Consider the following 20,489-nt stretch of genomic DNA (forward strand, 5'->3'; position numbering starts at 1 on the left):
TCTCAGAATGCCCGAGGTCCTCGCGGGTGCGGCCGAGGCCGTCGTCGCAGCATGGGCGATCGCCGAGGGGAGCCCGTTCACTGCTGGTGACACCCTCGCGGAGATCGAGACCGAGAAGGCACTGGTCGACCTGCCCGCCGAACAGGACGGTATCCTTGGCCGGATCCTTGCCCAACCGGGGGCGACCACCAGTGTCGGTTCCCCGATTGCGGTCGTGATCGGTGCAGGGGAGACCCAAGCGGACATCGAAGCGGCGCTCGGCGAGGCGATCGCCGAGGCCGGGGCGGCGGGTGAGGCTCCTGCAGATGCCGAAGCGGCGGCTGCTGGCGAGGCCTCCCCTCAGACCACCACCCATGCGGCGGTCCCAGTGACCACAAGCGGCAACGGCGGCTCCCTACCCTCTGACGGAGCTCGCCCGGTGGGCCGCATCTTCGCGAGCCCAGTCTCCCGTCGCCGCGCCAAGGACGCCGGCATTGCGCTGGATTCGATCCAGGGAACGGGTCCGGGCGGCCGGATCGTCCGTGCAGACGTCGAAGCCGCCATCGTAGCGCTCGAAACGGCCCGCACGCCCACGGCTCCTTCCACAGCCGCACCGGCCGCTCCAACCCGTCCTGGGCCCATTCAGGTGCCTGCAGAACCTGTGCAGAAGACGGCCGCGGTTGCAGGCAGCTATACGGAGATCCCGCACACCGGAATGCGGCGCGCCATCGCCCGGCGGCTCACCGAGTCCAAGTCGACGGTGCCCCATTTCTATCTCACGGCGGAATGCAGGGTCGACGCCCTGCTCGCACTGCGGAAGCAGCTCAACGATTTTTCGCCGGTGAAGATCTCGGTCAATGACCTCGTCGTCAAGGCCGTCGCGGCCGCGTACGTCGAGGTCCCCGAGGCCAACGTCACCTGGACCGATACTCACCTGCGGCACTGGGACAACGTCGACATCTCCGTCGCCGTCGCGACGGAAACGGGGCTCCTCACCCCGGTCGTGCGTGAGGCCGACCGGCTCAGCCTGAGCGGTGTGAGCACCCGCATCTCGGAGCTGGCTGGGAGGGCCCGTGAGGGCCGGATCCGCCAGGACGAGCTCGAGGGCGGCACCGTCTCGGTGACCAATCTCGGGATGTTCGGGACTCTGGAGTTCGCCGCGATCCTCAACCCGCCCCAGTCGGCGATCCTGGCCGTCGGAGCGGCGAAGCCCGCACCAGTGGTGATCGACGGCGCGCTCCAAGTGGCGACGACCATGCGGTGCACCCTCTCGGTGGACCACCGGGCGGTGGACGGTGCGCTTGCTGCACGGTGGCTCGCTGCCTTCACCTCCCGCATCGAGAACCCCCTTTCGATCTTGGCCTGAGCTGCACGGCAGAGGGCCCGGTTGCCACAGGCTTCCGGGTCCTCTGCTGCCAGTGCGACTTTCGGTGGACCAAGGCGGCCTTGCTCGGCGCCGCAGCGGACCACACGAAGGCGTTCCTCGCTCCTGGGGGCGGTGACGCGCAATCCCGAGAACCTGGCTCTGACGTGCGGCAAGGCCCGGAGTCCCCCCCCCGGTCTCCGGGCCCTGCCGTACCCAATCCTCGCGGGTCCGCTTACCCGGACCATGAAGTCAGTAGAGCACCTCGCCACCTGTCACTGCCGCAACGAAGACCTTCGGCTCGTGCAGCTCCGCCAGCCACAGGGCGGCGGCCCCGAGATCCGAGGGACGCCCAAGCCGCCCCGCCGGTATTTGAGACGAACGCTGGCTCAGCACATCCTCGTACGCGACTCCTTGACTCACTGCCATGCCCTCGAACGCCTGGCGGAGCAGGGGAGTCTCGGTAGCGCCCGGACACAGAATCCGTAGTCGAGGCCCTGAACCGTGTTCTCGGATGCCACGGGCCCAGCCCACGACTGCGAACTTGGAGGCCGAATAGGCCCCGTTATGTCCTTCCGCATACAGGCCAGCCTGACTGGAGATGGCGACAAAGACGCCCCTGCGAGCGGTGAGCAGCTCAGAGAGCGCGTCGTAGAGGCGGAGCATCGAGATCGTGTTGATCTTCATCACCCGGTCGGAATAGGCCCGGTCAACCTCCGACAAGTCCCGCGCCGCCGCAATCCCGTGCGCGCACACGACACCGTCGACGCCGTCATCCCTGCAGACGTCGCGAACACGGGCGAGGTGATCGACGTCGATGAGATCGCCTTCAAGGTCAACCTGCTGGGCGTCGGTGGAACGAAGATCGTGGCGCAGCACCTCGTGGCCGGCATTTTCGAGTTCCTTCGAAATGGCCGATCCGATCCCGCCGCCTGCTCCCGTCACCAAGAAGCGCATGTCAGCCCCTCCTCACGTCATAGGTGGCGCCCCATGAGAAGCCGCCGCCGTCGCTGGCCAGATACGCGAAGGTTGTCTCACGCGCCTGATGCTGGTCGGCTGTTGAAACCATCAGGTTGCATGCGCCAGCTTCGGGCCCTCCCTCCAGTGTGTGTGCCTGGACAAGGCCGCGGGCAGCTTCAACGAAGGCGCAGGCTCCCGGAAGCGCCGCCGGATGGTCGTCTGCCAGGCGGACATCTACGACCGCCCGATCTCTGGTCTTCGAGCTGGCCACGAGGAACTCGACGATGGCATAGACCCCGTCTGTGAGGAGGGAGTCTCGTTCCCAGGGATCGCTCGAAGAAATCAGCTCGACCGTCAGGACCCTCAGCCCAGGCCGGTCCTCGTGCAAGGAGCAATTGAACGGGACCGTACTGGTGCTGCGTGGTACGGCATTCACTTCTTGCGCCATGAGAATGTCCCTCTGCTGAGTACGACGTCTGCGACTGTGGCCGCGACCAAGATGATGCCGGTGACGATGTCCTTGATCTCCGTGGCCAGCCCGAGCAGATCCATCCCGTTGCTGATGCTGCCGATAAGCAGCGCCCCCAGGAGCGCGGACCACACCGTTCCTTTGCCCCCGAACAGGCTGGTTCCCCCGATCACTGCCGCAGCGATGGCCTGCAGCAGCAGCGTGCCGCTGCCCGATTGGTTCGAGACTCCAAGCAGACGGGATGCCGCGAAGATCCCCCCCAGCGCGGCAAAGAACCCGGATAGAGCAAAGGCCCACAGAATGGTCTTTCCGACGGGTATTCCCGCCCGGCGGGCTGCTTCCCGGTTTCCGCCGACCGAGTACAGCCGTACACCAAACCGGGTCTGAGTTGTGATGTACGCGAAGAACCCGACGACGGCGACCAAGGCAGCGAAGATGACGGGAACACCGCGGTGGGCGTTAAGCGTCAGCACCAGAACAGCCGACAGCACGAGGACCGACAGGATCGGGAGCGCGGCCGTCCTGAAGAACTGCGTCGGAAGGCCTTGGGCCCGTCGTGCGCGATGCCTCGAGAGGTAGAACCAGCCCGAGACGAGCACGGCAACCAGCGCGGCCGCCCATCCGCCGAGTGCCGGCAGGTAGCTGCCGGCGATGAGGCCAAGCGGACTGTTGGCGATCGAGATCTGCCCGCTTCGGGGGAGGGCCAGGAGCAGCACGCCGCCCAGGGCGAGGGACCCGGCCAGGGTCACGATGAAGGACGGTGCGCCGTACAGCACGATGACGGCCTGCACGAGGGACCAGGCGACTCCCAGGCCTAGGCCGAGAGCCGCTGCAGCTACCGGATTCCAGCCGTTGTTGGTCGCGAGCCCTGACGTGACCGCAGCCGCTACACCGCTCAACGCTGCAACCGACAAGTCGATTTCGCCCAGGAGGAGGACGAAGACGAGGCCCAGAGCAATTGTCGCTGTCACCGCGGTCTGCAGTGTCAGGTTGGACAGGTTGACCGGAGCAAGGAAGCGGGGATTCTGGAGGGCGAAGAAGGCCCACACCAGAACGAGTACGACGAGAACCGGTCCCAACCTGAATTGACGGGCCCGACTCCAGAATCGTGTCCATGCTGATTCTCGATCATCGTGGCTGGCCGGTGCCGCGGCGACTTCTTGGGACAGCGTCATGCCACAATCCTTTCCGAGGCACCTGTGATCGCGTCGATCACGTCAGAAGTGGTGTAGTTCCCCCTGCGGAAAGTCGCCACCTTCCTTCCCAGGCGCATGACCTCGATGTAGTCCGCAAGGTACTGGACGTCCTGCATGTCATGGGAGATGACCATCACCGCATGTCCTTGGTCGCGCAGCCGCTCGAGCAGGTTCCGTACCTGTTCCTTCTGCGTCACACCCAGTGCCGCCGTAGGTTCGTCGAGCAGGACGATGTCCGGGTTCGTGAGCACGCTGCGGCAGATGGCGATCCCTTGGCGCTGACCGCCGCTCAGCTGGGAGATCGGAGCGGAGAGATCCTTGATCTTCACCCCGAGATTGGCCAGGGCGCGCATCGATGCCCGCTCCATCTCCTGCCATGAAAGCTGGAACATCGAGGACACCCGGCCCCCGAGCTCACGGCCAAGGAAGAGGTTCTGAACGGTGTCGAGGTTGTCGCAGAGTGCCAAGTCTTGGTAGACCGTCTGGATTCCTGCGCCCGTCGCCTCCTTCGGGCCGTGGAAGGTGACCTTTTCTCCATTGAGGAAGATGTCGCCTTCGTCGGGCTCGTAAATTCCAGAGATCACCTTGGTGAGGGTCGACTTGCCTGCGCCGTTGTCGCCGACGAGAGCTGTGATCTTTCCCCTGTAGAGGGCCAGATCCACCTCTGTCAGCGCGCGTACCCCCCCGAAGTGCTTTGAGATCCCTCTGAGCCTGAGGGCCGGTTCCCCGCTGTGGCCGGATGCCTCGGATGAAGTCATATGAATTCCTTTGGATGGAGAGCATGCAGCTTGAACCGGGGGACCCGCGAGTCACCGTTTCTGCTGCATGAGCCCGTCGGCTACTGGCAGAACGCGGCGCCGCTGAGGCCCTTGCAGATCTGCTCCTTCGTGTAGAGCTTGGCATCGACCACCGTCTGCATATTGCTGGCATCGATGCTCTGCACGTCCAAGTAGGCGGCCGGAACCTGCATCGACTTGTTGTCGTAGGTTCCGTTGATCAGCCCGGACGGCGCCTGCTGGTTGGTGAGGGCGGCAACCATGAGTTCGGCTGCAGCCTTGCCCTCCTTCGCGTAGTCCTTGAAAACCGTGTCCTTCTGCTTGCCCTGGAGGATGAACTGGAGCGCCGTGAGGTTGGCATCCTGTCCGCCGTAGACCGGTGTGGAGAGCTTCTGCCCTTCGACCGCGGCGATAGCGCCTTGAGCGGTGCCGTCATTGGAGGCGACGACGGCATCGAGCTGGTTCGAAGTCTTCGTCAGGCACTGCTCAGTGATCTGCTGGGCGTTCACCGGGTCCCAATTCGCTGCGTTGTCTTCACAGGCCACCTTGACCTTCCCGGAGGCAATCAGGGGCTGGAGGGCCTCGTCCTGCCCCTTTTGCACGCCGATGGTGTAGTTGTCACCCTTGTTCCCGTAGATGCGGGCGATAGTGATCACCCCGTTCTTCGCAGAGGGCAAGTGCGAGGCAAAGTACTTGCCCTGGGCCTCCCCGACCTTTACGGGGTCGAAGATGACTTGGTCCGCTGCCTTGCCGTTGAGCGCCTCGTGTTCGTAGCCGATCACCGGAACCTTGGCGTCGGCGGCCTTCTGAAGCACCGCGCCGGAAAGCGACGGGTCAGCTGCTGCCATCACGATTCCCAGCGTGGACTGGCTGATCGCGGTCTCAGCCTGCGTCAGCTGCCGCGACTGGTCGTTGTTCGCGTCCTGTATGTCGACCTTGACACCCGGGGCGAGGTCCTTCATAGCTGCGACGAACGCCGGCGCGTCATGCTCTGTGAACCGGACTGTCGTCGTATTCGGCAGGAGGAAGGTGACGGTCCCCGTCAGGTCCTTGGCGGACTTCGCGCCGCCGCTTGCAGCCTGATCGGCTCCGGTGGTGCACCCCGTAACCAGCAGGAGACCAGCAAGAGCCGAGCTCGTTGCTGCGAGTATCTTCTTCACGGACGCTCTCCTCGATGAGATCCTGTCGTCAAAATCTGCTTCCCCGGCCAGCAAGTTCGCAGATCAATGCGGTCATGTCGGGCATGCGGGGTTCTGGCTCACGGGCGATGAGGCGCCGCAGCGATTGGTCTGCGGGCCGTGCTGACACTGGCCCGCCTGCAAGTTGTTGTTCAGCTCGCTTGAACAGTGAAGCTATAGTGAACGAAGAATGATGTCAACGGCATTCTTGCCAAGTGACGCCTCCTCCTGAAACGCCTCTCCCTCGTCTTCCGGCGTTTGTTAGCCCACCCACCAGAAGTCGCCACGAATGCTCTGGGCAGCCGCCACAGGCGTCGAACAGGGGCGTGAGCCCCAGCTCAGATGCAAGGGCGCGAACTTGACCTGCCCGGAGCCTTCCGGTTCCGGAGCACCGCCTCAACTCACTGCCGGGCAGATGAGGATCTGCAGCAGACCTCCCGGCTGAACCTCCGTCGCGCCATCACGGTAGAAACGCCATTCCTGCCTCAGGAACAGCTTTCTGTCCCCGAGCGCGTCCCGGATCCAGATCACACCGAGCAGCGGAGCCACCTCGTCCACCAGCCCTGTGTAGTGGGCTGCTGTGTGAATCGAGGTCAGGGCCACACGCTCTCCACGCCGCAGGTGCCCAATGTCGACTGAGATGGAGCTGCCATAATCCACGATGTCTTCCCTTCCGGATGTTCGTGTGCCGCTCTCGGCTTCCGGGCCTCGCCCTCACCCTCGGCTGGGCGCGCCTGATCCCGACGATGGAGGTCGGGACTGGCGGCGTCACCATGTTCAGTAGAAATGAACCGCAGTTCCAGTGAACGATGAGCGTCAACCCGTGGTCAAGGTCCGCTCAGGACGAGCACCGCTGCGCCCAGGGCAGTGTGCATCGCGCCCGATGACCGACATCACGGGTGTCAGAGCGCTTCTCGGTGAGCATAAAAAACTTCCGGGAGGGTGGAGCGAACTCTCCAAGAGGGTGTTTAGTATTAGTCAACGACCAACGCTGGTCGGAATGCGTTCCAACAGATGGGAGAACCCATGCCGCGAAGCGGGGAAGGTTCGAGCAACGGGGTCCACGACGACATCGGCCCCCAGATCCGGGCGGCCCGGCTGGCCAGCGGCCGCAGCCTCCGCCAGTTGGCCACCGAGGTTGGGGTGTCTGCAAGCCTCCTGTCCCAGGTCGAAAACGGCAAAGTGCAGCCCTCTGTGGCAACGCTTTACGCGCTTGTCAGTGCGCTGGGTGCTTCGTTGGACAGCATGCTCGGCGTGGCCGGCAAGCCCCAGGCGGGCGGACCGGCCGTGATAGTCTCGTCCGCCGGTTCAATCAACGACAGCCATACATCCTCCGCCGCGAAGCACGTGGTCCAGCGCGCCGGGGAGAACCCGACCCTTGATATGGACAATGGGGTCCGCTGGGAGAGGCTTTCGGGCAGCAATGAGGGACTGGAGATCCTGCTGGTCACCTATCAGGCCGGCGCTTCAAGCTCGGTCGACGGCCGGCTCATGCGCCACAGCGGGCACGAGTTTGCTTACCTCATCGAGGGCAGGCTGACGGTCCAGGTGGGCTTCGACGTGTTCGAGGTGGAGGCGGGAGATTCATTCAACTTTGACAGCACCGAACCCCACATGTACGTCAATCAGGGGAAATCGGCAGCGAAGGGCATCTGGTACACAGCAGGGCGTCACAGCGAGCAGCCGGCGGCCCTTTTTCAGGGTTCTCTGTCGGGACCCTGGGTGTCAGATGAGTGGCAAGTCCCTCGGGGCGGGTGAGGTTGTGCCAGCACCCACGGGCACCCGCACAGGATAGCGGTGGGCGCCTGCGCCCTAACGAGCCGCTGCCCGGCTCCTGCGCAGACGGGAACTCAGTTCTCGCGCGATCGGTATGGACGCGGTGGCGGCGGGGGAGGGGGCGTTGATGACATGGAGCATCCGCGGCGTCTCGAGTAGCACGAAGTCGTGGATGAGGGCACCCGTTCGTGAGACGGCCTGAGCGCGGATCCCCGCCGCATGCGGGATCAGGTCCTCCCTGCGAATGGAGGGCGCGAAACGCCTGCATTCCTTCAGGTATCCATGGCGGAGCAGGGAGTTCTTCATCTCCTTGAGCCCCACGCCGACGTTCCCTGCTGCCATGGCCCAGAATCCCGGGAAGCCGAAGCACTCGGCCATATCCCTCGTCGAGATCGAGAACTTCGGATAGCCCTCCCGTGACAGGCCCAGAACGGCGTTCGGCCCTACTGTGACCTCCCCGTCGAGCGTCGGTGTGAGATGGACGCCGAGGAAAGGCAGCGAAGGATCTGGAATCGGATATATGAGGTGGTGTACCAGGTCCTTGCGGCTCTCAGAGAGCCGGTAGTACTCACCGCGGAAAGGCACAATGCGGGCATCCGTGGAAAGGCCGGCCATGCGGGCCAAGCGGTCCGACTGGAGGCCGCCGCACACCACGAGCTGCCCGCAGCTGATGCGTCGTCCGTCGACCGTGGTAAGGGAGACCGAGAAGACGCCCTCCTCGATCGCGTTGACTTGTGTCCCGAGCAAGATCTCGCCCCCGAGATGTGCGACGATGGCGGACATCCGCGCACTCACCTGGCGGTAGTCGACGACCGACGTCGTCGGAACGAGAAGCGCCGCAATGCCCTCGACATTCGGTTCGAGGGAGCGGAGACCGTGTGAATCGAGACGCTGCACCCGCACGCCGTGTACGGCTGCGCGTTCTTCTAGCGTGTCCATGCGCGCAAGTTCCGGTGCGCTCGTCGCCACCAGAAGCTTTCCCAGCTCCTTAAAAGCCAAGCCGTTGTCCTGGCAGAACTCCTTCGTCAGGATCGCTCCCTGCTTGCTGAACCGCGCCTTGAGGCTTCCCGGCTGGTAGTAGATCCCGGAATGGATCACGCCGCTGTTGTGTCCCGTCTGATGAACGGCGACAGCCGATTCCTTCTCCATCAGGACTAGAGAGGCCCCTGGGTTCTCCTGCAGCAGCGTCATCGCTGTCGCAAGGCCGACAATTCCGGCACCGACCACACAAAAGTCGTACACCTTGACTCCCATCCGCGCCGCTGCCGCCGCTTCCCGGTTTGATGGACTCCCTTGACAGCGTGCACTGTACAGTTCAGCATCAGTGTACAGATGCTGTGGCCCGGAGCACTTCCCCCTACTCGATGAGGAGTGACATAGGCGTCCCGCACACCGGACATCGCCACGCCGGGCGCCTCCATCTATGCGACGTCCAGCGAGATCGCTGAGGTCGTTGCTGCGGCAGAACATCAGACACCTCACCCGGGTCGCGGTGAACAAGACGACGGGATCATGTCGGCCTGAGCCGGCTGCCCCCAGCGAGCGACCACAAGAAACCAGAAGAAGTTAGGAGTCAACCCTCATGGGAGAGACCAGTTCAGAACACGTGGCCCTAGTGACAGGCGCAGCAGGCGGCATCGGCCGAGCCGTGGCGGGGCGCTTTGCAGAGGGCGGAGCTTCTGTTGCCCTGGTGGATGTCACGGACCAGGTGCACCAGGTCGTGGAAGAGCTGCGGGAGCAGCACCCTGGCCTTGTGCTCCGCGGCTACATCGCTGACGTCACCGACTCGGACAGCGTCGGACAGCTCGCGGATGAGATCGAGCAAGACTTCGGGAGATTGGACTCACTGGCCCTGGTCGCGGGCGTCGTGCAGACCGCGGCGCCCATCGCCAAGCTTGACCGTTCGGAGTGGGACCGCGTCCTCGGCGTCAACCTCACCGGTCCCTATGAGATGGCACACGCGCTGACGCCCCTGCTGTCCCGGGACGGTGGCGGCAGCATCACCGTCGTCTCCTCATGGTGGGGCCGTTCCGGCCATGCATTCTTCGCCGCCTACTGCGCAGCGAAAGCCGGACTCATCGTGTTCGCGCAGGCCCTTGCAGATGAGCTCGCTCCGACCGTTCGCGTCAACACAGTCTGCCCCGGCAACATCAACACGCGCATGCACTTCTCCGCCCTCGAGGCTGAAGCGGCCGAACGGGGGATCACCTTCGAGGAGATGAAGGACATCGAGTGGGCGAAGATGCCCATGCTTCGCCCCGGAGAGCCCGAGGAGATCGCTGACGCAATCCACTTCCTCTCATCGCCAGCAGCTTCCTACATCACGGGCGCCTCGCTCGACGTGAACGGGGGCGTCGTCTTCCATTAAGGGGACGGCAGGCCGGCCGGGCCTTGGTGCTGCCGCAATGCGACCTCCAAGACCCGGCCGACACCCGACGACGCCGGGCTAATTCGCTGAGAGTCGACGGCCGAACGCCTTACATGTCAGGACGGAGCCGAGAACTACTTGGAATGCAGCGGCCAGAGACTCTACGACGGCTATGCGGGCAATGCGTGAACGTCCACCCAAAGGCATTGGCGCCCACCTCGCGCCTGGCATGCTGAGGATCAGCTTTGGCGGCAGAGTCGTGGACGGCTCGGCGAGGCAGTGGGAACCTCCAGGGACGAAGAAGTCCCTTCAGAACCGTCCACGAGGGCAATGGACCTACACCACGGTTGAACACCTCCCGAGGAGGGCATCGTGCATTTTCGGCGGTCGAATAGACGGCCAACCACGCGTTCCGGAAACGAGGGAGAGCCAATTTGGCCCCTCCGCGCGGTCCGGTTGGCCTTCGAGGCCTACAGTGAATTCGCTCAGGCCTACGTCCAGCTCGTTGAGCTTGAAGTTACCTCCTATGGCCAGCCTCGCAACCAGCAGAGGGGAAAGTGAACCGCTGACGTGGGCACCTCTCAGCCGGAAAGCGATGACGAATCATCCATGAGATCAGGTGGGGCCTACCTGACGTAATCTTAATTCTGGGCTCATATGCGTAATCAGAAGCCGCCGCGGACTCCAGCTGTCAGGCGCGGGGGATGGACGTCCTCGACGACTCATCGCTGAACTTCTATGTCGCCGCCGTCGACGGGATGCTACGCCTGCCCCACCACGCTCCGACCGTGGGGATCCTCGTCTGCGGGTCCAAGAACGACCAGACCGTCCGCTACGCCCTGGACGCCAGCGCTGCTCCGGTTGCCGTGGCCGCCTACATGTACGACGCCCTGCCTGCCGAGGAGAAAGCCTCTCTCCCATCGCCCGAGGCGATCACCGCAGCCCTAGAGCAGGGCACCGTGGGATCCGGCGAATAGTCCGGCTGCGGGGGAGGGGCCCCGGCCCGCTGAGTCCCGTTGAAAGGCAGGGGGTCCTTGAACATCACGATACGCGCCGCCTGCGAGAGCGCAGCGGTCGCATGACGGGAGATCCTGCGCAGGGGGAGGGTCAGCCTGTGACGATCTCCTCGCTGTCGAAGAGCCCGTCCTCTTCGTCCCAGGCCGTCTCCTCTGGGCCGAAGTCGAAGTCCTGTGACAGGTCGTGCCTGCTCGGTGCGGGTGTAGCGCTGCTGCGGTCGTCGTTGACCATGGCACTCCTCTGCTGGGTGCGCGGGCAGCTCCGCCCATGTGGCGGAGCCGTGCCGTTCACGACAGCACGGCCTCGGGCCCGGGGTCAATGGCTCCGCCTGCCGCTGCACAGGGCCAGCCACCCGCGCCGCACTGGCACTCCCGGCCCGGAGGGAGGGCCCCGTGGGAAGCCTCTGGCGGTAGACCGGTCTGCCTGCTAACGTCATGTGACAGCCGTCACGCTACGGCCCCGATCGGGGCACCAGCGCGACGTGCGTCCAAGGCGACTGTCGCCGACTGTCCAGAGCGGGCCAGAGCTCAACCGAAGCGGAGCTGGTCCTCCGGTGCGGTCGGCCGGCGCCTTCGGCAGCCGTTTGAGAGAAGGGGGAGATCAATGACGATCATCGCCGATTCCCGTCCTGCCGGCCGGGGTACGTCCGCAAAGGTGCGGCGTCACGACGGCCCCGAGCCCGGGGGCGGGGAGGACCGCGCTCCGTGCCCTGATGGGGGCCGGGCTGAGCGAGCAGACCGCGCGGGAACAGCTGGTGCGCCTCTCGGCCGGAGACATCCGGTCCGGCTGACCCGGGCGCCGGCGCCGGCAGCGTCACCTGTCCTTCGCCCAGCCTGGGCCCAGGGCGCGTTCGGGCGCCGCCCTCCGCCTCGGCAGCAGTGGGCCTTGCCGACCGGCGACCCGCTGCGCCTCCAGCCACGCGCCCAACCGCGCCTCGTAGGCCTCGTCGCCACAGGCGGCGGCCCCGGTTGCTGGGCCGCCCCGCCGGACCAGATATGCCACGGCTGCGGCACATCTTCAGGCCGACAGGGTGAGGGGGAATCGCGCCTCGGCGGACCCCGAGGCGGCAGACTCGCAGCGCCCGGGCCCTTTCAGACCCCTCCCCCGCCGGCTTTTCGAACTGGCCGATAATTGATCTTATGTCGACCAGTAGTCTGCGTATCTCATCTGATGAATCACGGAGCATCCTCCTCAGTGCTGGCGCGGACTGTCCTTCCACGCCCGGGATTGAGCGGATCCAAGCTAGATCTGAGCCCCTTAGTCCACGATCCCACCTCCGCCCCTCGGGGGCGCGTCTGGCTGGTGTTTCCCCTGAGAACCGGCCTCTGATGTGGGGATTTGCTGTGGTGTTGCATTTGATGAATCATTGATTCATTGGTTGAGCGGCGTCAGGAGCAGCTGTTGGGTGTGGACCGGTCGGGTCGGGTACTGGCCGCGGTGGAGTCGGTTCCGCTGCTGCATCCCGAGCAGCAGACCTTCGAGGAGATGCTGGACGGATGGCGCAACCAGCAGCTCTCGCGCAACCTCCAGTTCGACACGATCGCCCAGCGGATCCGCTACGTGCGCCGGTTCGTCGACCACAGCAATGAGTTCCCGTGGAACTGGGCCCCGGCCCACGTCGAGGAATACTTCGGCGACCTCCGCTCGATCAGGCACCTCGCGCACTCCTCGGTTCGGGCCCATCAGTCCGCCCTCCGAGCCTTCGCCTCCTACGTCGCGAACCCCGACTACGGCTGGGACCGGCGCTGCGAGCAGCTCTTCGGCACCCACCCCGCCCAGGTGTTCTTCGAGTGGAACACCGCTGCTCACGTGCAGGAGTTCGAGGGCCGTCCCGCCAAGCGCCCGTTCACGCGCCGGGAGCTGCAGAGGCTCTTCGACCACGCCGATGACGAGGTCGAGCGTGCCGCTGCCTCGGGCAAGAAGGGTTGGCGGGCGGCCTACCGCGACGCGGTGATGCTCAAGGCCGCCTACTCGTACGGGCTGCGGTTCAACGAGCTTCGGCACCTCCAGACGGTCGACTTCGCCACCAACCCGCACGCCCGCCGCTTCGGGAAGTTCGGCGTCTGCAAGGTCCGCTTCGGCAAGTCCCGCCGGGCCTCCCCTCCCAAGCCCCGCAGCGTGCTGACGGTCTTCGACTGGACGCCGGGGATCTTCGAGGACTGGCTCGCCAACGGCCGCGGCACGCTCGAGACGCCGGACCTGTTCCCCAGCGAACGTGGCGGGCTGATCAGCGAGTCGACCCTCCTGCGGCGGCTGCGCCGCTACATCGACGAGCTCGGGATCCCCGGCGAGGGGCTGGACCTGCATTCGCTGCGGCGCTCGTATGCTACCCATCTGCTGGAGGACGGATGGGATCCTAGGTTCGTGCAGTATCAGATGGGCCACGAGCACGCCTCCACCACCGGCATCTACCAGTTCGTCAGCGACGCCTTCCGCGCCCGCACCCTCCGCGCCGGGCTGGACCGCACCTTCGGGGAAGCCCTCGGGCAACCGGGAGGTGCCTGGTGAAGCGACAGGTCGAATACCGCTGGCGGCTCGCAGAGCTGATGGCCGCCCGCGGCCTCCACAACACCACCGACCTCATCCCGCTGCTCGCCGAGCGCGGGATCGTCCTCTCCCGCCCGCAGGTCTACCGGCTCGTGAACCAGAAGCCCGAACGCGTCGCACTCCAGCTCATCTCCGCGATCTGCGACATCTTCTCCTGCGGCCCCGAGGACCTCATCACCGTCACCGCGGCCGACGTGAAGGCCCGCAGGACGGCGACTGCCGGCTCCTCCCCCAACGTCGTCGACCTCAACCGCGCCGCCCGCCCACGCCGGGCGCGGATCATCGACGACAATGAGTGAACCCGCTGGCCTGAACCCCCGGAGCACCACGCGCGGCCGGCCGCGCACCACCGGCACCGATGTCTGTGCCCGCTGCGGCCGCAGCGCCGGCAAGACCCGCGCGAGATGGCCCGAGGGTAAGGTCTGCGGCCCCTGCTTCACCGTCGCGACCCGGACCCGCGGCGCCTGCCCCGACTGCGGCCAGGACCGCCTCCTCCCCGGCCCGCCCACCCTCGAGGGCGGACCCCGGTGCGGTGAATGCGCCGGCATCCCCCACGACTTCCACTGCACCCAGTGCGGGACCGAGGGCGAGTCCTACCGGCGCGGCATCTGCGCGCGCTGCGCCCTCCGCAACGACCTCACCGCCATGCTGCTCGCCGACCCCGCTGACCCGGCGGCGATGGCCCGGCTCGTCGACATCCTCTGCGGGGCCGAACGGCCGGAGAGCATCATCACCTGGAAGCGCTCGCCCAAAGTCCAGACCCTCCTGACCTCGCTCGCCTCAGGGACCACGCCCCTGACCCATGAAGGCCTCGACACCCGCATCGAGAAGGTCGGGCGCGCCGTCAACCACCTCCGTGCTCTCCTCGTCCACCACACTCTTCTCCCCTACCGGGACCCCTACCTGGCCAGCTTCGAGACCTGGATCGAGGACAAGCTCCGCCCCTTGGCGCCCGAGGTCGCCAGGCCCCTCGAGCACTTCGCCAAGTGGCACCACCTCAAGCGCATCCGGTCCACCGCCGCTCCAGAGGTCCCTGCCCGGGCGCCGGTCCAGTCCGCCAAGCAGGAGATCACCGAGACCGCCAAGTTCCTTCAGTGGCTCTGGGACACCCACCGGCGCACCGCCGCGACTTGCACCCAGCAGGATGTGGACGAATGGCGGGCCAACGGCCCCACCACCCGCAAGCAGATCCAGACCTTCTTCGGCTTCGCCCGCACGACCGGGCTCAACACGGTTGTCGACGTCGGCCGCTACACGGCCAGGACCCGCCCGACCCTCGCGCAGGACCAGCGCCTCGCATGGCTTCGGGAGCTCATCACCGGCACCAGCGAATCCCGTCCATACCGCGTCGCAGGCATCCTGCTCCTGCTCTATGCCCAGCCCCTCGTCCGCGTCGCAGCGCTGCGCACCGACGCGATCACCGTCGACTCCGCCACAGGCGAGACCGCCATCGCCTTCACCGACCGCGCCGTCCCTGTCCCGGCGCCCTTCGCCGAGCTGCTCCTCGAACACCTCGACGCCCGGCCGAACCTCCGAACTGGCACCTCCACGAGTCCATGGCTCTTCCCCGGCACCCTCGCTGGCCGCCACCTGCACCCGACCGGCATCATGGACAGGCTCCGCGCCCTCGGCATCCAGCTCAAGAGCGGCCGCAACAGGGCGCTGGACGAACTCGTCACCCAAATGCCACCGCCACTGGTCGCTGACGCCCTCGGCTACAGCTATCAGGCCGTCTTCCAACACGCTGAAGCTGCTGGAGATTCCTGGGCGCGTTACGCCAATCTCAAGCATGGCCCGCGGCAGTAGCGGTTGACCCCGGCACAATCGACTTGCTAGGACGATTGCTATGCCCGTTATCGCTGAGCCGCCTGCCGCTGAAGAGGGGACGATCTTGGCCAGCCTTCAAGAGGTCGGTTACGAGGTCGGTTCGCTTGCCGAACTCCGTCATTCGGGGGTGCGGTATCGAAAGGCGATTCCGATCTTGATCGCTGCGCTTGCTTCCGTCTCGGAGAAGAAGACCCTGATGGAGGTGGTGCGCGCGTTGAGCGTTCCGTGGGCAGGACCGACTGCCACTAGCGCGCTGATCGATTTGTTCAGCCGGGTGCACGACCCCAATGGTCTTGGCCTTCGCTGGGCAGTTGGCAACGCGCTCGACGTGGCCTGGAGCGACGATTACTTCGACGAGCTGGTCGGGCTGGCCAGGGATCGTTCCTACGGTCGTGCTCGGGAGATGCTCGTTATCGGGCTGGGCCGATCGAAGCGTCCCGAAGCGCCTGAGGTGTTAATCGAGCTTCTCGACGATCCGGACGTGAATGGTCATGCTGTGAAGGCGCTCCGGAAAGTGAAGACGCCCCTTGCCCGCGCCAAGCTGGAGCGAATGCTTGGTGACGAGCGAGCATGGGTGCGAAAGGAAGCGCAGCGAGCGTTGGCAGGCTTGGGCTAGCCTTCTGGCGCACCCGCCCGTATCCCAAAGGTCTGTCCTGCGCTATGTGCCGGTGGACAGGCGGGTGCCGGTACGAACACGACCGTTCCCCAGAAGCAAAGGTGCCAGTAGTACTGCGTATCTCCCGAGTCAGCCAGAGAGAACTGGTCCCGGTACGTGGATCTCCGGGTTAGAGGCAAATAGCGCTTCACCCCGGGCCGAATCGTCGAATCATGGTGCGAGTCTCCTCGAATCGAGCCACTCGGCGTCATTCCAGAGGACCGGGGTCGCTCCAACAGGGTCGAAAGTCGTCCGAGGATCATCGCTCTGGACTAGGCACATCATCCTGCTCCCATACAGAGAAGCTTCCCGAGACCTCAAGGCGACGATGTCGAGAAGCGCCTGGGCCTCCCGCGGGCAGGTTGAAGCGAAAACGTCATACCCGATGAGCACGAGGACTAGGCCCGCAGCGCTTGCGTCCCACCCGTACTCGTGAGCTATGACATCACTGAGACAGTCGTTCAGCGCGTCGAGGTTGCGCCCGTAGTAGCTCGGGAAGGCAAGCGCCTCAGAGATCGAGCTGTGCATGCCTGCCTCATCGGACCACAACGACGCTTCGAGCTCCGTGACCTGATAGCCCTGTTCGCCAAGCCAAGCAGTCGTTTCGTCGAGCACACGCCGCCGATGAAACATGGTGACCGACGTGTTCATCAGCAGACGGAAGCCAAGATCCTGCCCGAGATCTGCCTCAGGGTCGAAAGCGTTCACGCAGAGATCCTACGGGGCAACCTCCTCGGCAGGGCATCGGTCTGGAACGGCGGCTTCTGATGAATACGAGGGAACCTGATACGCAGAGGTGCCAGTATGCCCGGACGGCACTTGACACAGTCTGTTCCTGCCACCCTGCGTTTGCCTCGCAGGGGTGCGTGCGGAGTTTCGATTGAAGTGATCAAATCTTTGGCTTGCGAGAACTGAGTGCGGGCCTGAACTTCAGGCGCTAAGACTGCCCCCAGGCGACGGCGCCGTCCGCCCTACTCCGCCCCGGCGAGCCGCCGCCCGATCAGGCAGTCCGCGAACCCGTCCAGGAGGTCGCGCGGCGAGGCGAACACCTCGGCCGCCCCGGCCTCCTCGAGTTCGGCCGCGCTGTAGCCGCCGCACGAGAGCCCGATGGTCGGGATGCCCAGCGCAGCCGAGGCCTGGACGTCCCAGACGGCGTCGCCCACGAACACGACCTCGGACGCCTCCAGGCCCACGGCCCTGAGCGCGGCCTCGAGGATGTCCGGTGCGGGCTTGGGCTCGTCGGCATCGGCCGAGCTGGTCGCCGCATCCACGGAACCCTCGGCGTCCACCACCGAGCGCAGCACGGAGAGGTCCTGCTCGCGGGCCGAGGACGCCAGGACCACGGACAGGCCGGCCTCCTTGCAGCGGCCCAGCAGTTCGCGGGCGCCGTCGAACGGCCGCAGGTGGGGCCAGAACGTGGAGAACACCGCCGCATGGGTGTCCATGATCTCGCTGTCCTGGGACGCGTCCCGGTCGGCCCCGAGCAGGCGCTCCACGATCTTCTGCCCGCCCATCCCCACGAGGCGGTGGATCTCGTTCATCCGCACGTCGTGCCCGAAGCGGCGGAACCCGTGCCACCAGGCGAGGGTATGGAAGTAGGTCGAGTCCACGAGGGTGCCGTCCACATCGAAGAGGACGCCGCGAAGCGAGGTAGCCATGGCCCCTCCCTACCCCCGGCGGCCCTCGGCCAATCTCGCTAGGCTCGACGCCATGGGCTGGCACATCGGCACCTCCGGCTGGAGCTACGACCACTGGGAGCATGCCCTCTATCCGCCGGGCACCCGCCCGTGGGACCGCCTCGGCATCTACTCGGGAGCGTTCTCCACCGTGGAGCTCAACGCGAGCTTCTACCGCTGGCCGCGCCCGACGGCGTTCGCCAGCTGGCGCCGTCGGCTCCCCGAAGGCTTCCTCCTCTCGGTGAAGGCCCCGCGTGGGCTGACCCACGCGAAGCGCCTCTACGCCCCCGAGGCCTGGGCGGGGCGCATCGCGGGGTCCTGGCACGAGCTGGGGCCTCGCCGGGCGGTCCTCCTCGTCCAGCTCTCGCCCCACCACGCGCGGGACGACGCGCGGCTGGACTGGTTCCTCGGCACCCTCCCGCCCTGGATGCGCACGGCGGTCGAGTTCCGCCACCCCAGCTGGCACGACCCGGCCGTCTTCGACATCCTCCGCCGGCACGGGGCCGCGTACTGCGTCATGAGCGGCGCCGGGCTGCCGTGCATCCTCGAGGCGACGGCCCAGCACGTCTACGTGCGCCTGCACGGCCCCGACCACGAGCACCTCTACGCGGGCTCGTACTCGGATGCGGACCTGGCCTGGTGGGCCGGCCGCATCCGGGAGTGGGACGCCGCAGGCCACGAGGTCTTCGCCTACTTCAACAACGACGGCGGCGGGAACGCCGTGCGCAACGCCTTCACGCTGCGTTCGCTGCTGGGCTGAACCCTGCCCGCAGACATCGGTCCAATCCGCCTCCGCACCCGCTCCGAACTAGAGGTGCACGCCACCTTCGACGGCATGCCAACCTCGAACAGGAGTGAAGCCATGAAGACCACCCATCGCACCCCCGCCGTTGTGGGCCTCGCCGCGCTCGCCGCAGTCTCCGCGCTCAGCCTCTCCGCCTGCGGCGGGTCGACGACGGCGGCCGGCGGCTCGTCGTCGTCCGCACCGGCCAGCGCCGCGGCGGGCATGACGACGCCGAGCGCGAGCAGCGGGATGAGCAGCCCGATGGCCTCGGGCAGCATGAGCGCCGATCCGGCCGCGAACCTCGTGGGCGCCGGCTGCGCCGACTACGCGAAGGCCAACCCCTCCGGACCGGGGTCGGTCCAGGGAATGAGCGCCGACCCTGTCGCCGTCGCCGCATCCAACAACCCGCTCCTGACCACCCTCACCTCGGCGGTCTCGGGCAAGCTCAACCCCAAGGTCAACCTCGTGGACACCCTCGACTCGGGCCAGTTCACGGTGTTCGCCCCGGTGGACAGCGCGTTCGCGAAGATCGATCCGGCCACGATCAACTCGCTCAAGACCGACGACGCGACGCTCAAGAAGATCCTCACCTACCACGTGGTCCCGGGCCAGATCGAGCCGGACTCGATCGCCGGCACGCACAAGACGGTCGAGGGTCAGGACGTCACCGTCACCGGCTCGGGCAACAGCCTCAAGGTCAACGGCGCCACCGTGGTCTGCGGCGGAGTGCACACCGCGAACGCCACGGTGTACCTCGTCGACTCCGTGCTGATGCCCCCGGCGAAGTAGCCGCACAGGGAAGCAGCAGGCAGGAAACAGCAGGACGCCAGATCAGCCACCGACGGCGGGCCGGGCAAGATGGTCGCCCGGCCCGCCGTCGGCGCGCAGCAGGGAGCCGGGAGGGGTGAGAAAGGGCATGGCTCTTCGTGAGACAGTGGTCTACATGCCGGACCACCACGGCGGGACGCCCGCCCCGGACCTCGACGAACTCATGGACCGCGTGGCGCGCGGCGACCAGGCGGCCTTCGGCCGGCTGTACGACGCGCTCGCGCCGCTCGTCCACGGCCTCGTGCTGCGCGTGGTCCGCGATCCGGCGCAGGCCGAGGAGGTCACCCAGGAGGTGTTCCTCGAGGTCTGGCAGCAGGCCAAGAGGTTCGACGCCGACCGCGGCCGCGCCCGGGCCTGGATCACGGTCATGGCGCACCGCCGTGCCGTGGACCGCGTCCGGGCGGCGCAGGCTGCTGCCGACCGCGACCTGCGCCAGGGCATCAAGGAGTTCCAGGAGAGCTACGACGACGTCGAGCACCGCGTCGAGGTGGCGCTCGAGAGCGACCGGGTCAACCGGGCCCTCGAGTCCCTGACCGAGGTGCAGAAGCAGGCGATCCGGCTCGCCTACTACGGCGGCTACACCTACGGCGAAGTCGCCACCGCCCTGGGGCTTCCCCTGGGCACCGTGAAGACCAGAATCCGCGACGGGATGATCCGTCTGAGGGACGTGTTGGGAGTGAGCCATGGATGATCAGCTGCACCTGCTGACCGGTGCCTACGCCCTCAACGCGCTCGACGACGACGAGCGCCGCCGCTTCGAGCACACCCTCGGCTTCGGGGACGAGACGGCGGAGGAGGCGCGCGAGCTCGCCGAGACCGCCGCCCTGCTCGCCGCGGGCACGACCCCGGTTGCGCCGCCGCCGGACCTCAAGGCCCGCCTCATGGCCCAGATCGCGGTCACGCCGCAGTTCGACGCCGTCGAGGAGTCCCGTCCCACGGCCCCCGCTGAGGGGTCACGTCCCAGTGTTGAGGGGTCACATCCCTACGTTGAGGGGTCACGTCCCAGCGTTGAGGGGTCCCATCCCTACAGCCCGGCGCCCCCCGCCGGGGCGACGGTGGCCGACCTCGGTGAGCACCGTCGTCGTGCCTC

General features: G+C 66.4%; 21 protein-coding genes and 1 pseudogene. 12 read left to right on the forward strand and 10 right to left on the reverse strand.

The window, feature by feature from the left end; genetic code table 11:
* Window positions 1-7: 7 nt before the first annotated feature.
* Window positions 8-1,345, forward strand: coding sequence for a dihydrolipoamide acetyltransferase family protein (locus tag ACYVKZ_RS14580; protein WP_460992959.1), 1,338 nt, complete (start codon window positions 8-10; stop codon window positions 1,343-1,345).
* Window positions 1,346-1,594: 249 nt separating this feature from the next.
* Here the strand turns inward: ACYVKZ_RS14580 and ACYVKZ_RS14585 are convergent, their stop codons facing one another.
* The 6 genes from ACYVKZ_RS14585 to ACYVKZ_RS14610 form a co-directional block, all read right to left on the reverse strand.
* Entirely contained in the window at window positions 1,595-2,299 is a 705-nt protein-coding gene (locus tag ACYVKZ_RS14585; protein WP_460992960.1) for an SDR family NAD(P)-dependent oxidoreductase, read from the reverse strand.
* Window position 2,300: 1 nt separating this feature from the next.
* Window positions 2,301-2,690, reverse strand: coding sequence for a hypothetical protein (locus tag ACYVKZ_RS14590; protein ID WP_460992961.1), 390 nt, complete (start codon window positions 2,688-2,690; stop codon window positions 2,301-2,303).
* Window positions 2,691-2,734: 44 nt separating this feature from the next.
* Window positions 2,735-3,946, reverse strand: coding sequence for a sugar ABC transporter permease (locus tag ACYVKZ_RS14595; protein ID WP_460992962.1), 1,212 nt, complete (start codon window positions 3,944-3,946; stop codon window positions 2,735-2,737).
* Window positions 3,943-4,725 carry an ATP-binding cassette domain-containing protein gene (locus ACYVKZ_RS14600; RefSeq protein ID WP_460992963.1) on the reverse strand — a complete coding sequence of 261 codons (783 nt, stop codon included), beginning with the start codon at window positions 4,723-4,725 and terminating at the stop codon, window positions 3,943-3,945. The genes ACYVKZ_RS14595 and ACYVKZ_RS14600 overlap by 4 nt, the downstream gene beginning before the upstream one ends.
* An 80-nt stretch (window positions 4,726-4,805) precedes the next feature.
* Window positions 4,806-5,903, reverse strand: a complete 1,098-nt coding sequence (locus ACYVKZ_RS14605; RefSeq protein WP_460992964.1) for a substrate-binding domain-containing protein — start codon at window positions 5,901-5,903, stop codon at window positions 4,806-4,808.
* A gap of 414 nt (window positions 5,904-6,317) precedes the next feature.
* Window positions 6,318-6,479, reverse strand: a complete 162-nt coding sequence (locus ACYVKZ_RS14610; RefSeq protein ID WP_460992965.1) for a hypothetical protein — start codon at window positions 6,477-6,479, stop codon at window positions 6,318-6,320.
* Between the two features lie 468 nt (window positions 6,480-6,947).
* Between ACYVKZ_RS14610 and ACYVKZ_RS14615 the strand changes: the two genes are divergently transcribed.
* Window positions 6,948-7,679 carry a helix-turn-helix domain-containing protein gene (locus tag ACYVKZ_RS14615; protein WP_460993187.1) on the forward strand — a complete coding sequence of 244 codons (732 nt, stop codon included), beginning with the start codon at window positions 6,948-6,950 and terminating at the stop codon, window positions 7,677-7,679.
* 54 nt (window positions 7,680-7,733) lie between these two features.
* Here ACYVKZ_RS14615 and lhgO read toward each other — a convergent pair whose 3' ends face one another.
* Complete coding sequence (lhgO, locus tag ACYVKZ_RS14620) at window positions 7,734-8,951, reverse strand: L-2-hydroxyglutarate oxidase (protein ID WP_460992966.1); 1,218 nt, start codon at window positions 8,949-8,951, stop codon at window positions 7,734-7,736.
* A gap of 328 nt (window positions 8,952-9,279) precedes the next feature.
* Here lhgO and ACYVKZ_RS14625 point away from each other — a divergent pair, with 328 nt between their 5' ends.
* Both ACYVKZ_RS14625 and ACYVKZ_RS14630 read left to right on the forward strand, forming a co-directional pair.
* The gene (locus ACYVKZ_RS14625; RefSeq protein WP_460992967.1) at window positions 9,280-10,065 is read left to right on the forward strand and encodes an SDR family NAD(P)-dependent oxidoreductase; all 786 of its coding nucleotides are present in this window, start codon (window positions 9,280-9,282) and stop codon (window positions 10,063-10,065) included.
* 704 nt (window positions 10,066-10,769) lie between these two features.
* A complete protein-coding gene (locus ACYVKZ_RS14630) occupies window positions 10,770-11,042 on the forward strand; it encodes a PDDEXK nuclease domain-containing protein (protein WP_460992968.1) in 273 nt (90 codons plus the stop codon).
* 130 nt (window positions 11,043-11,172) lie between these two features.
* On the opposite strand, the gene ACYVKZ_RS14635 is transcribed toward ACYVKZ_RS14630, so the two are convergent.
* On the reverse strand, window positions 11,173-11,313 hold the full coding sequence (locus ACYVKZ_RS14635; RefSeq protein WP_460992969.1) for a hypothetical protein: 141 nt from the start codon (window positions 11,311-11,313) through the stop codon (window positions 11,173-11,175).
* Between the two features lie 1,170 nt (window positions 11,314-12,483).
* Between ACYVKZ_RS14635 and ACYVKZ_RS14640 the strand changes: the two genes are divergently transcribed.
* From ACYVKZ_RS14640 to ACYVKZ_RS14655, 4 genes are read left to right on the forward strand one after another with little or no spacing between them, the layout of a single operon-like run.
* A complete protein-coding gene (locus ACYVKZ_RS14640; RefSeq protein WP_460993188.1) occupies window positions 12,484-13,590 on the forward strand; it encodes a tyrosine-type recombinase/integrase in 1,107 nt (368 codons plus the stop codon).
* Window positions 13,587-13,928 carry a helix-turn-helix domain-containing protein gene (locus ACYVKZ_RS14645; protein WP_460992970.1) on the forward strand — a complete coding sequence of 114 codons (342 nt, stop codon included), beginning with the start codon at window positions 13,587-13,589 and terminating at the stop codon, window positions 13,926-13,928. The genes ACYVKZ_RS14640 and ACYVKZ_RS14645 overlap by 4 nt, the downstream gene beginning before the upstream one ends.
* The gene (locus ACYVKZ_RS14650) at window positions 13,921-15,435 is read left to right on the forward strand and encodes a recombinase XerD (RefSeq protein WP_460992971.1); all 1,515 of its coding nucleotides are present in this window, start codon (window positions 13,921-13,923) and stop codon (window positions 15,433-15,435) included. The genes ACYVKZ_RS14645 and ACYVKZ_RS14650 overlap by 8 nt, the downstream gene beginning before the upstream one ends.
* A 40-nt stretch (window positions 15,436-15,475) precedes the next feature.
* Entirely contained in the window at window positions 15,476-16,072 is a 597-nt protein-coding gene (locus tag ACYVKZ_RS14655; RefSeq protein ID WP_460992972.1) for a HEAT repeat domain-containing protein, read from the forward strand.
* Between the two features lie 210 nt (window positions 16,073-16,282).
* Here ACYVKZ_RS14655 and ACYVKZ_RS14660 read toward each other — a convergent pair whose 3' ends face one another.
* Window positions 16,283-16,819: a barstar family protein gene (locus ACYVKZ_RS14660; RefSeq protein WP_460992973.1), complete on the reverse strand. Its 537-nt coding sequence runs from the start codon at window positions 16,817-16,819 to the stop codon at window positions 16,283-16,285.
* A 263-nt stretch (window positions 16,820-17,082) separates the two neighbouring features.
* Window positions 17,083-17,769 (reverse strand): HAD family hydrolase, encoded by a 687-nt coding sequence (locus tag ACYVKZ_RS14665; protein WP_460992974.1) that lies wholly within the window; start codon window positions 17,767-17,769, stop codon window positions 17,083-17,085.
* Between the two features lie 52 nt (window positions 17,770-17,821).
* Between ACYVKZ_RS14665 and ACYVKZ_RS14670 the strand changes: the two genes are divergently transcribed.
* From ACYVKZ_RS14670 to ACYVKZ_RS14685, 4 genes and pseudogenes are all read left to right on the forward strand, one after another.
* Complete coding sequence (locus tag ACYVKZ_RS14670; protein ID WP_460992975.1) at window positions 17,822-18,547, forward strand: DUF72 domain-containing protein; 726 nt, start codon at window positions 17,822-17,824, stop codon at window positions 18,545-18,547.
* 102 nt (window positions 18,548-18,649) lie between these two features.
* Complete coding sequence (locus ACYVKZ_RS14675; protein WP_460992976.1) at window positions 18,650-19,360, forward strand: fasciclin domain-containing protein; 711 nt, start codon at window positions 18,650-18,652, stop codon at window positions 19,358-19,360.
* Window positions 19,361-19,487: 127 nt separating this feature from the next.
* A complete protein-coding gene (gene sigK / locus ACYVKZ_RS14680; RefSeq protein ID WP_460992977.1) occupies window positions 19,488-20,090 on the forward strand; it encodes an ECF RNA polymerase sigma factor SigK in 603 nt (200 codons plus the stop codon).
* Window positions 20,083-20,489: pseudogene (locus ACYVKZ_RS14685) on the forward strand (hypothetical protein); the annotation flags it as partial. The gene sigK and the pseudogene ACYVKZ_RS14685, both read left to right, overlap by 8 nt.

The organism is Sinomonas soli, from assembly GCF_054782415.1.

Bases quoted from the DNA above. Each gene is read 5' to 3' on its own strand.
- ACYVKZ_RS14580 (WP_460992959.1), top strand. From the start codon at position 8: ATGCCCGAGGTCCTCGCGGGTGCGGCCGAGGCCGTCGTCGCAGCATGG.
- ACYVKZ_RS14675 (WP_460992976.1), top strand. From the start codon at position 18,650: ATGAAGACCACCCATCGCACCCCCGCCGTTGTGGGCCTCGCCGCGCTC.
- ACYVKZ_RS14615 (WP_460993187.1), top strand. From the start codon at position 6,948: ATGCCGCGAAGCGGGGAAGGTTCGAGCAACGGGGTCCACGACGACATC.
- ACYVKZ_RS14650 (WP_460992971.1), top strand. From the start codon at position 13,921: ATGAGTGAACCCGCTGGCCTGAACCCCCGGAGCACCACGCGCGGCCGG.
- ACYVKZ_RS14665 (WP_460992974.1), bottom strand. From the start codon at position 17,769: ATGGCTACCTCGCTTCGCGGCGTCCTCTTCGATGTGGACGGCACCCTC.
- ACYVKZ_RS14655 (WP_460992972.1), top strand. From the start codon at position 15,476: ATGCCCGTTATCGCTGAGCCGCCTGCCGCTGAAGAGGGGACGATCTTG.
- sigK (WP_460992977.1), top strand. From the start codon at position 19,488: ATGGCTCTTCGTGAGACAGTGGTCTACATGCCGGACCACCACGGCGGG.
- ACYVKZ_RS14625 (WP_460992967.1), top strand. From the start codon at position 9,280: ATGGGAGAGACCAGTTCAGAACACGTGGCCCTAGTGACAGGCGCAGCA.
- ACYVKZ_RS14670 (WP_460992975.1), top strand. From the start codon at position 17,822: ATGGGCTGGCACATCGGCACCTCCGGCTGGAGCTACGACCACTGGGAG.
- ACYVKZ_RS14635 (WP_460992969.1), bottom strand. From the start codon at position 11,313: ATGGTCAACGACGACCGCAGCAGCGCTACACCCGCACCGAGCAGGCAC.
- ACYVKZ_RS14585 (WP_460992960.1), bottom strand. From the start codon at position 2,299: ATGCGCTTCTTGGTGACGGGAGCAGGCGGCGGGATCGGATCGGCCATT.
- ACYVKZ_RS14595 (WP_460992962.1), bottom strand. From the start codon at position 3,946: ATGACGCTGTCCCAAGAAGTCGCCGCGGCACCGGCCAGCCACGATGAT.
- lhgO (WP_460992966.1), bottom strand. From the start codon at position 8,951: ATGGGAGTCAAGGTGTACGACTTTTGTGTGGTCGGTGCCGGAATTGTC.
- ACYVKZ_RS14630 (WP_460992968.1), top strand. From the start codon at position 10,770: ATGGACGTCCTCGACGACTCATCGCTGAACTTCTATGTCGCCGCCGTC.
- ACYVKZ_RS14600 (WP_460992963.1), bottom strand. From the start codon at position 4,725: ATGACTTCATCCGAGGCATCCGGCCACAGCGGGGAACCGGCCCTCAGG.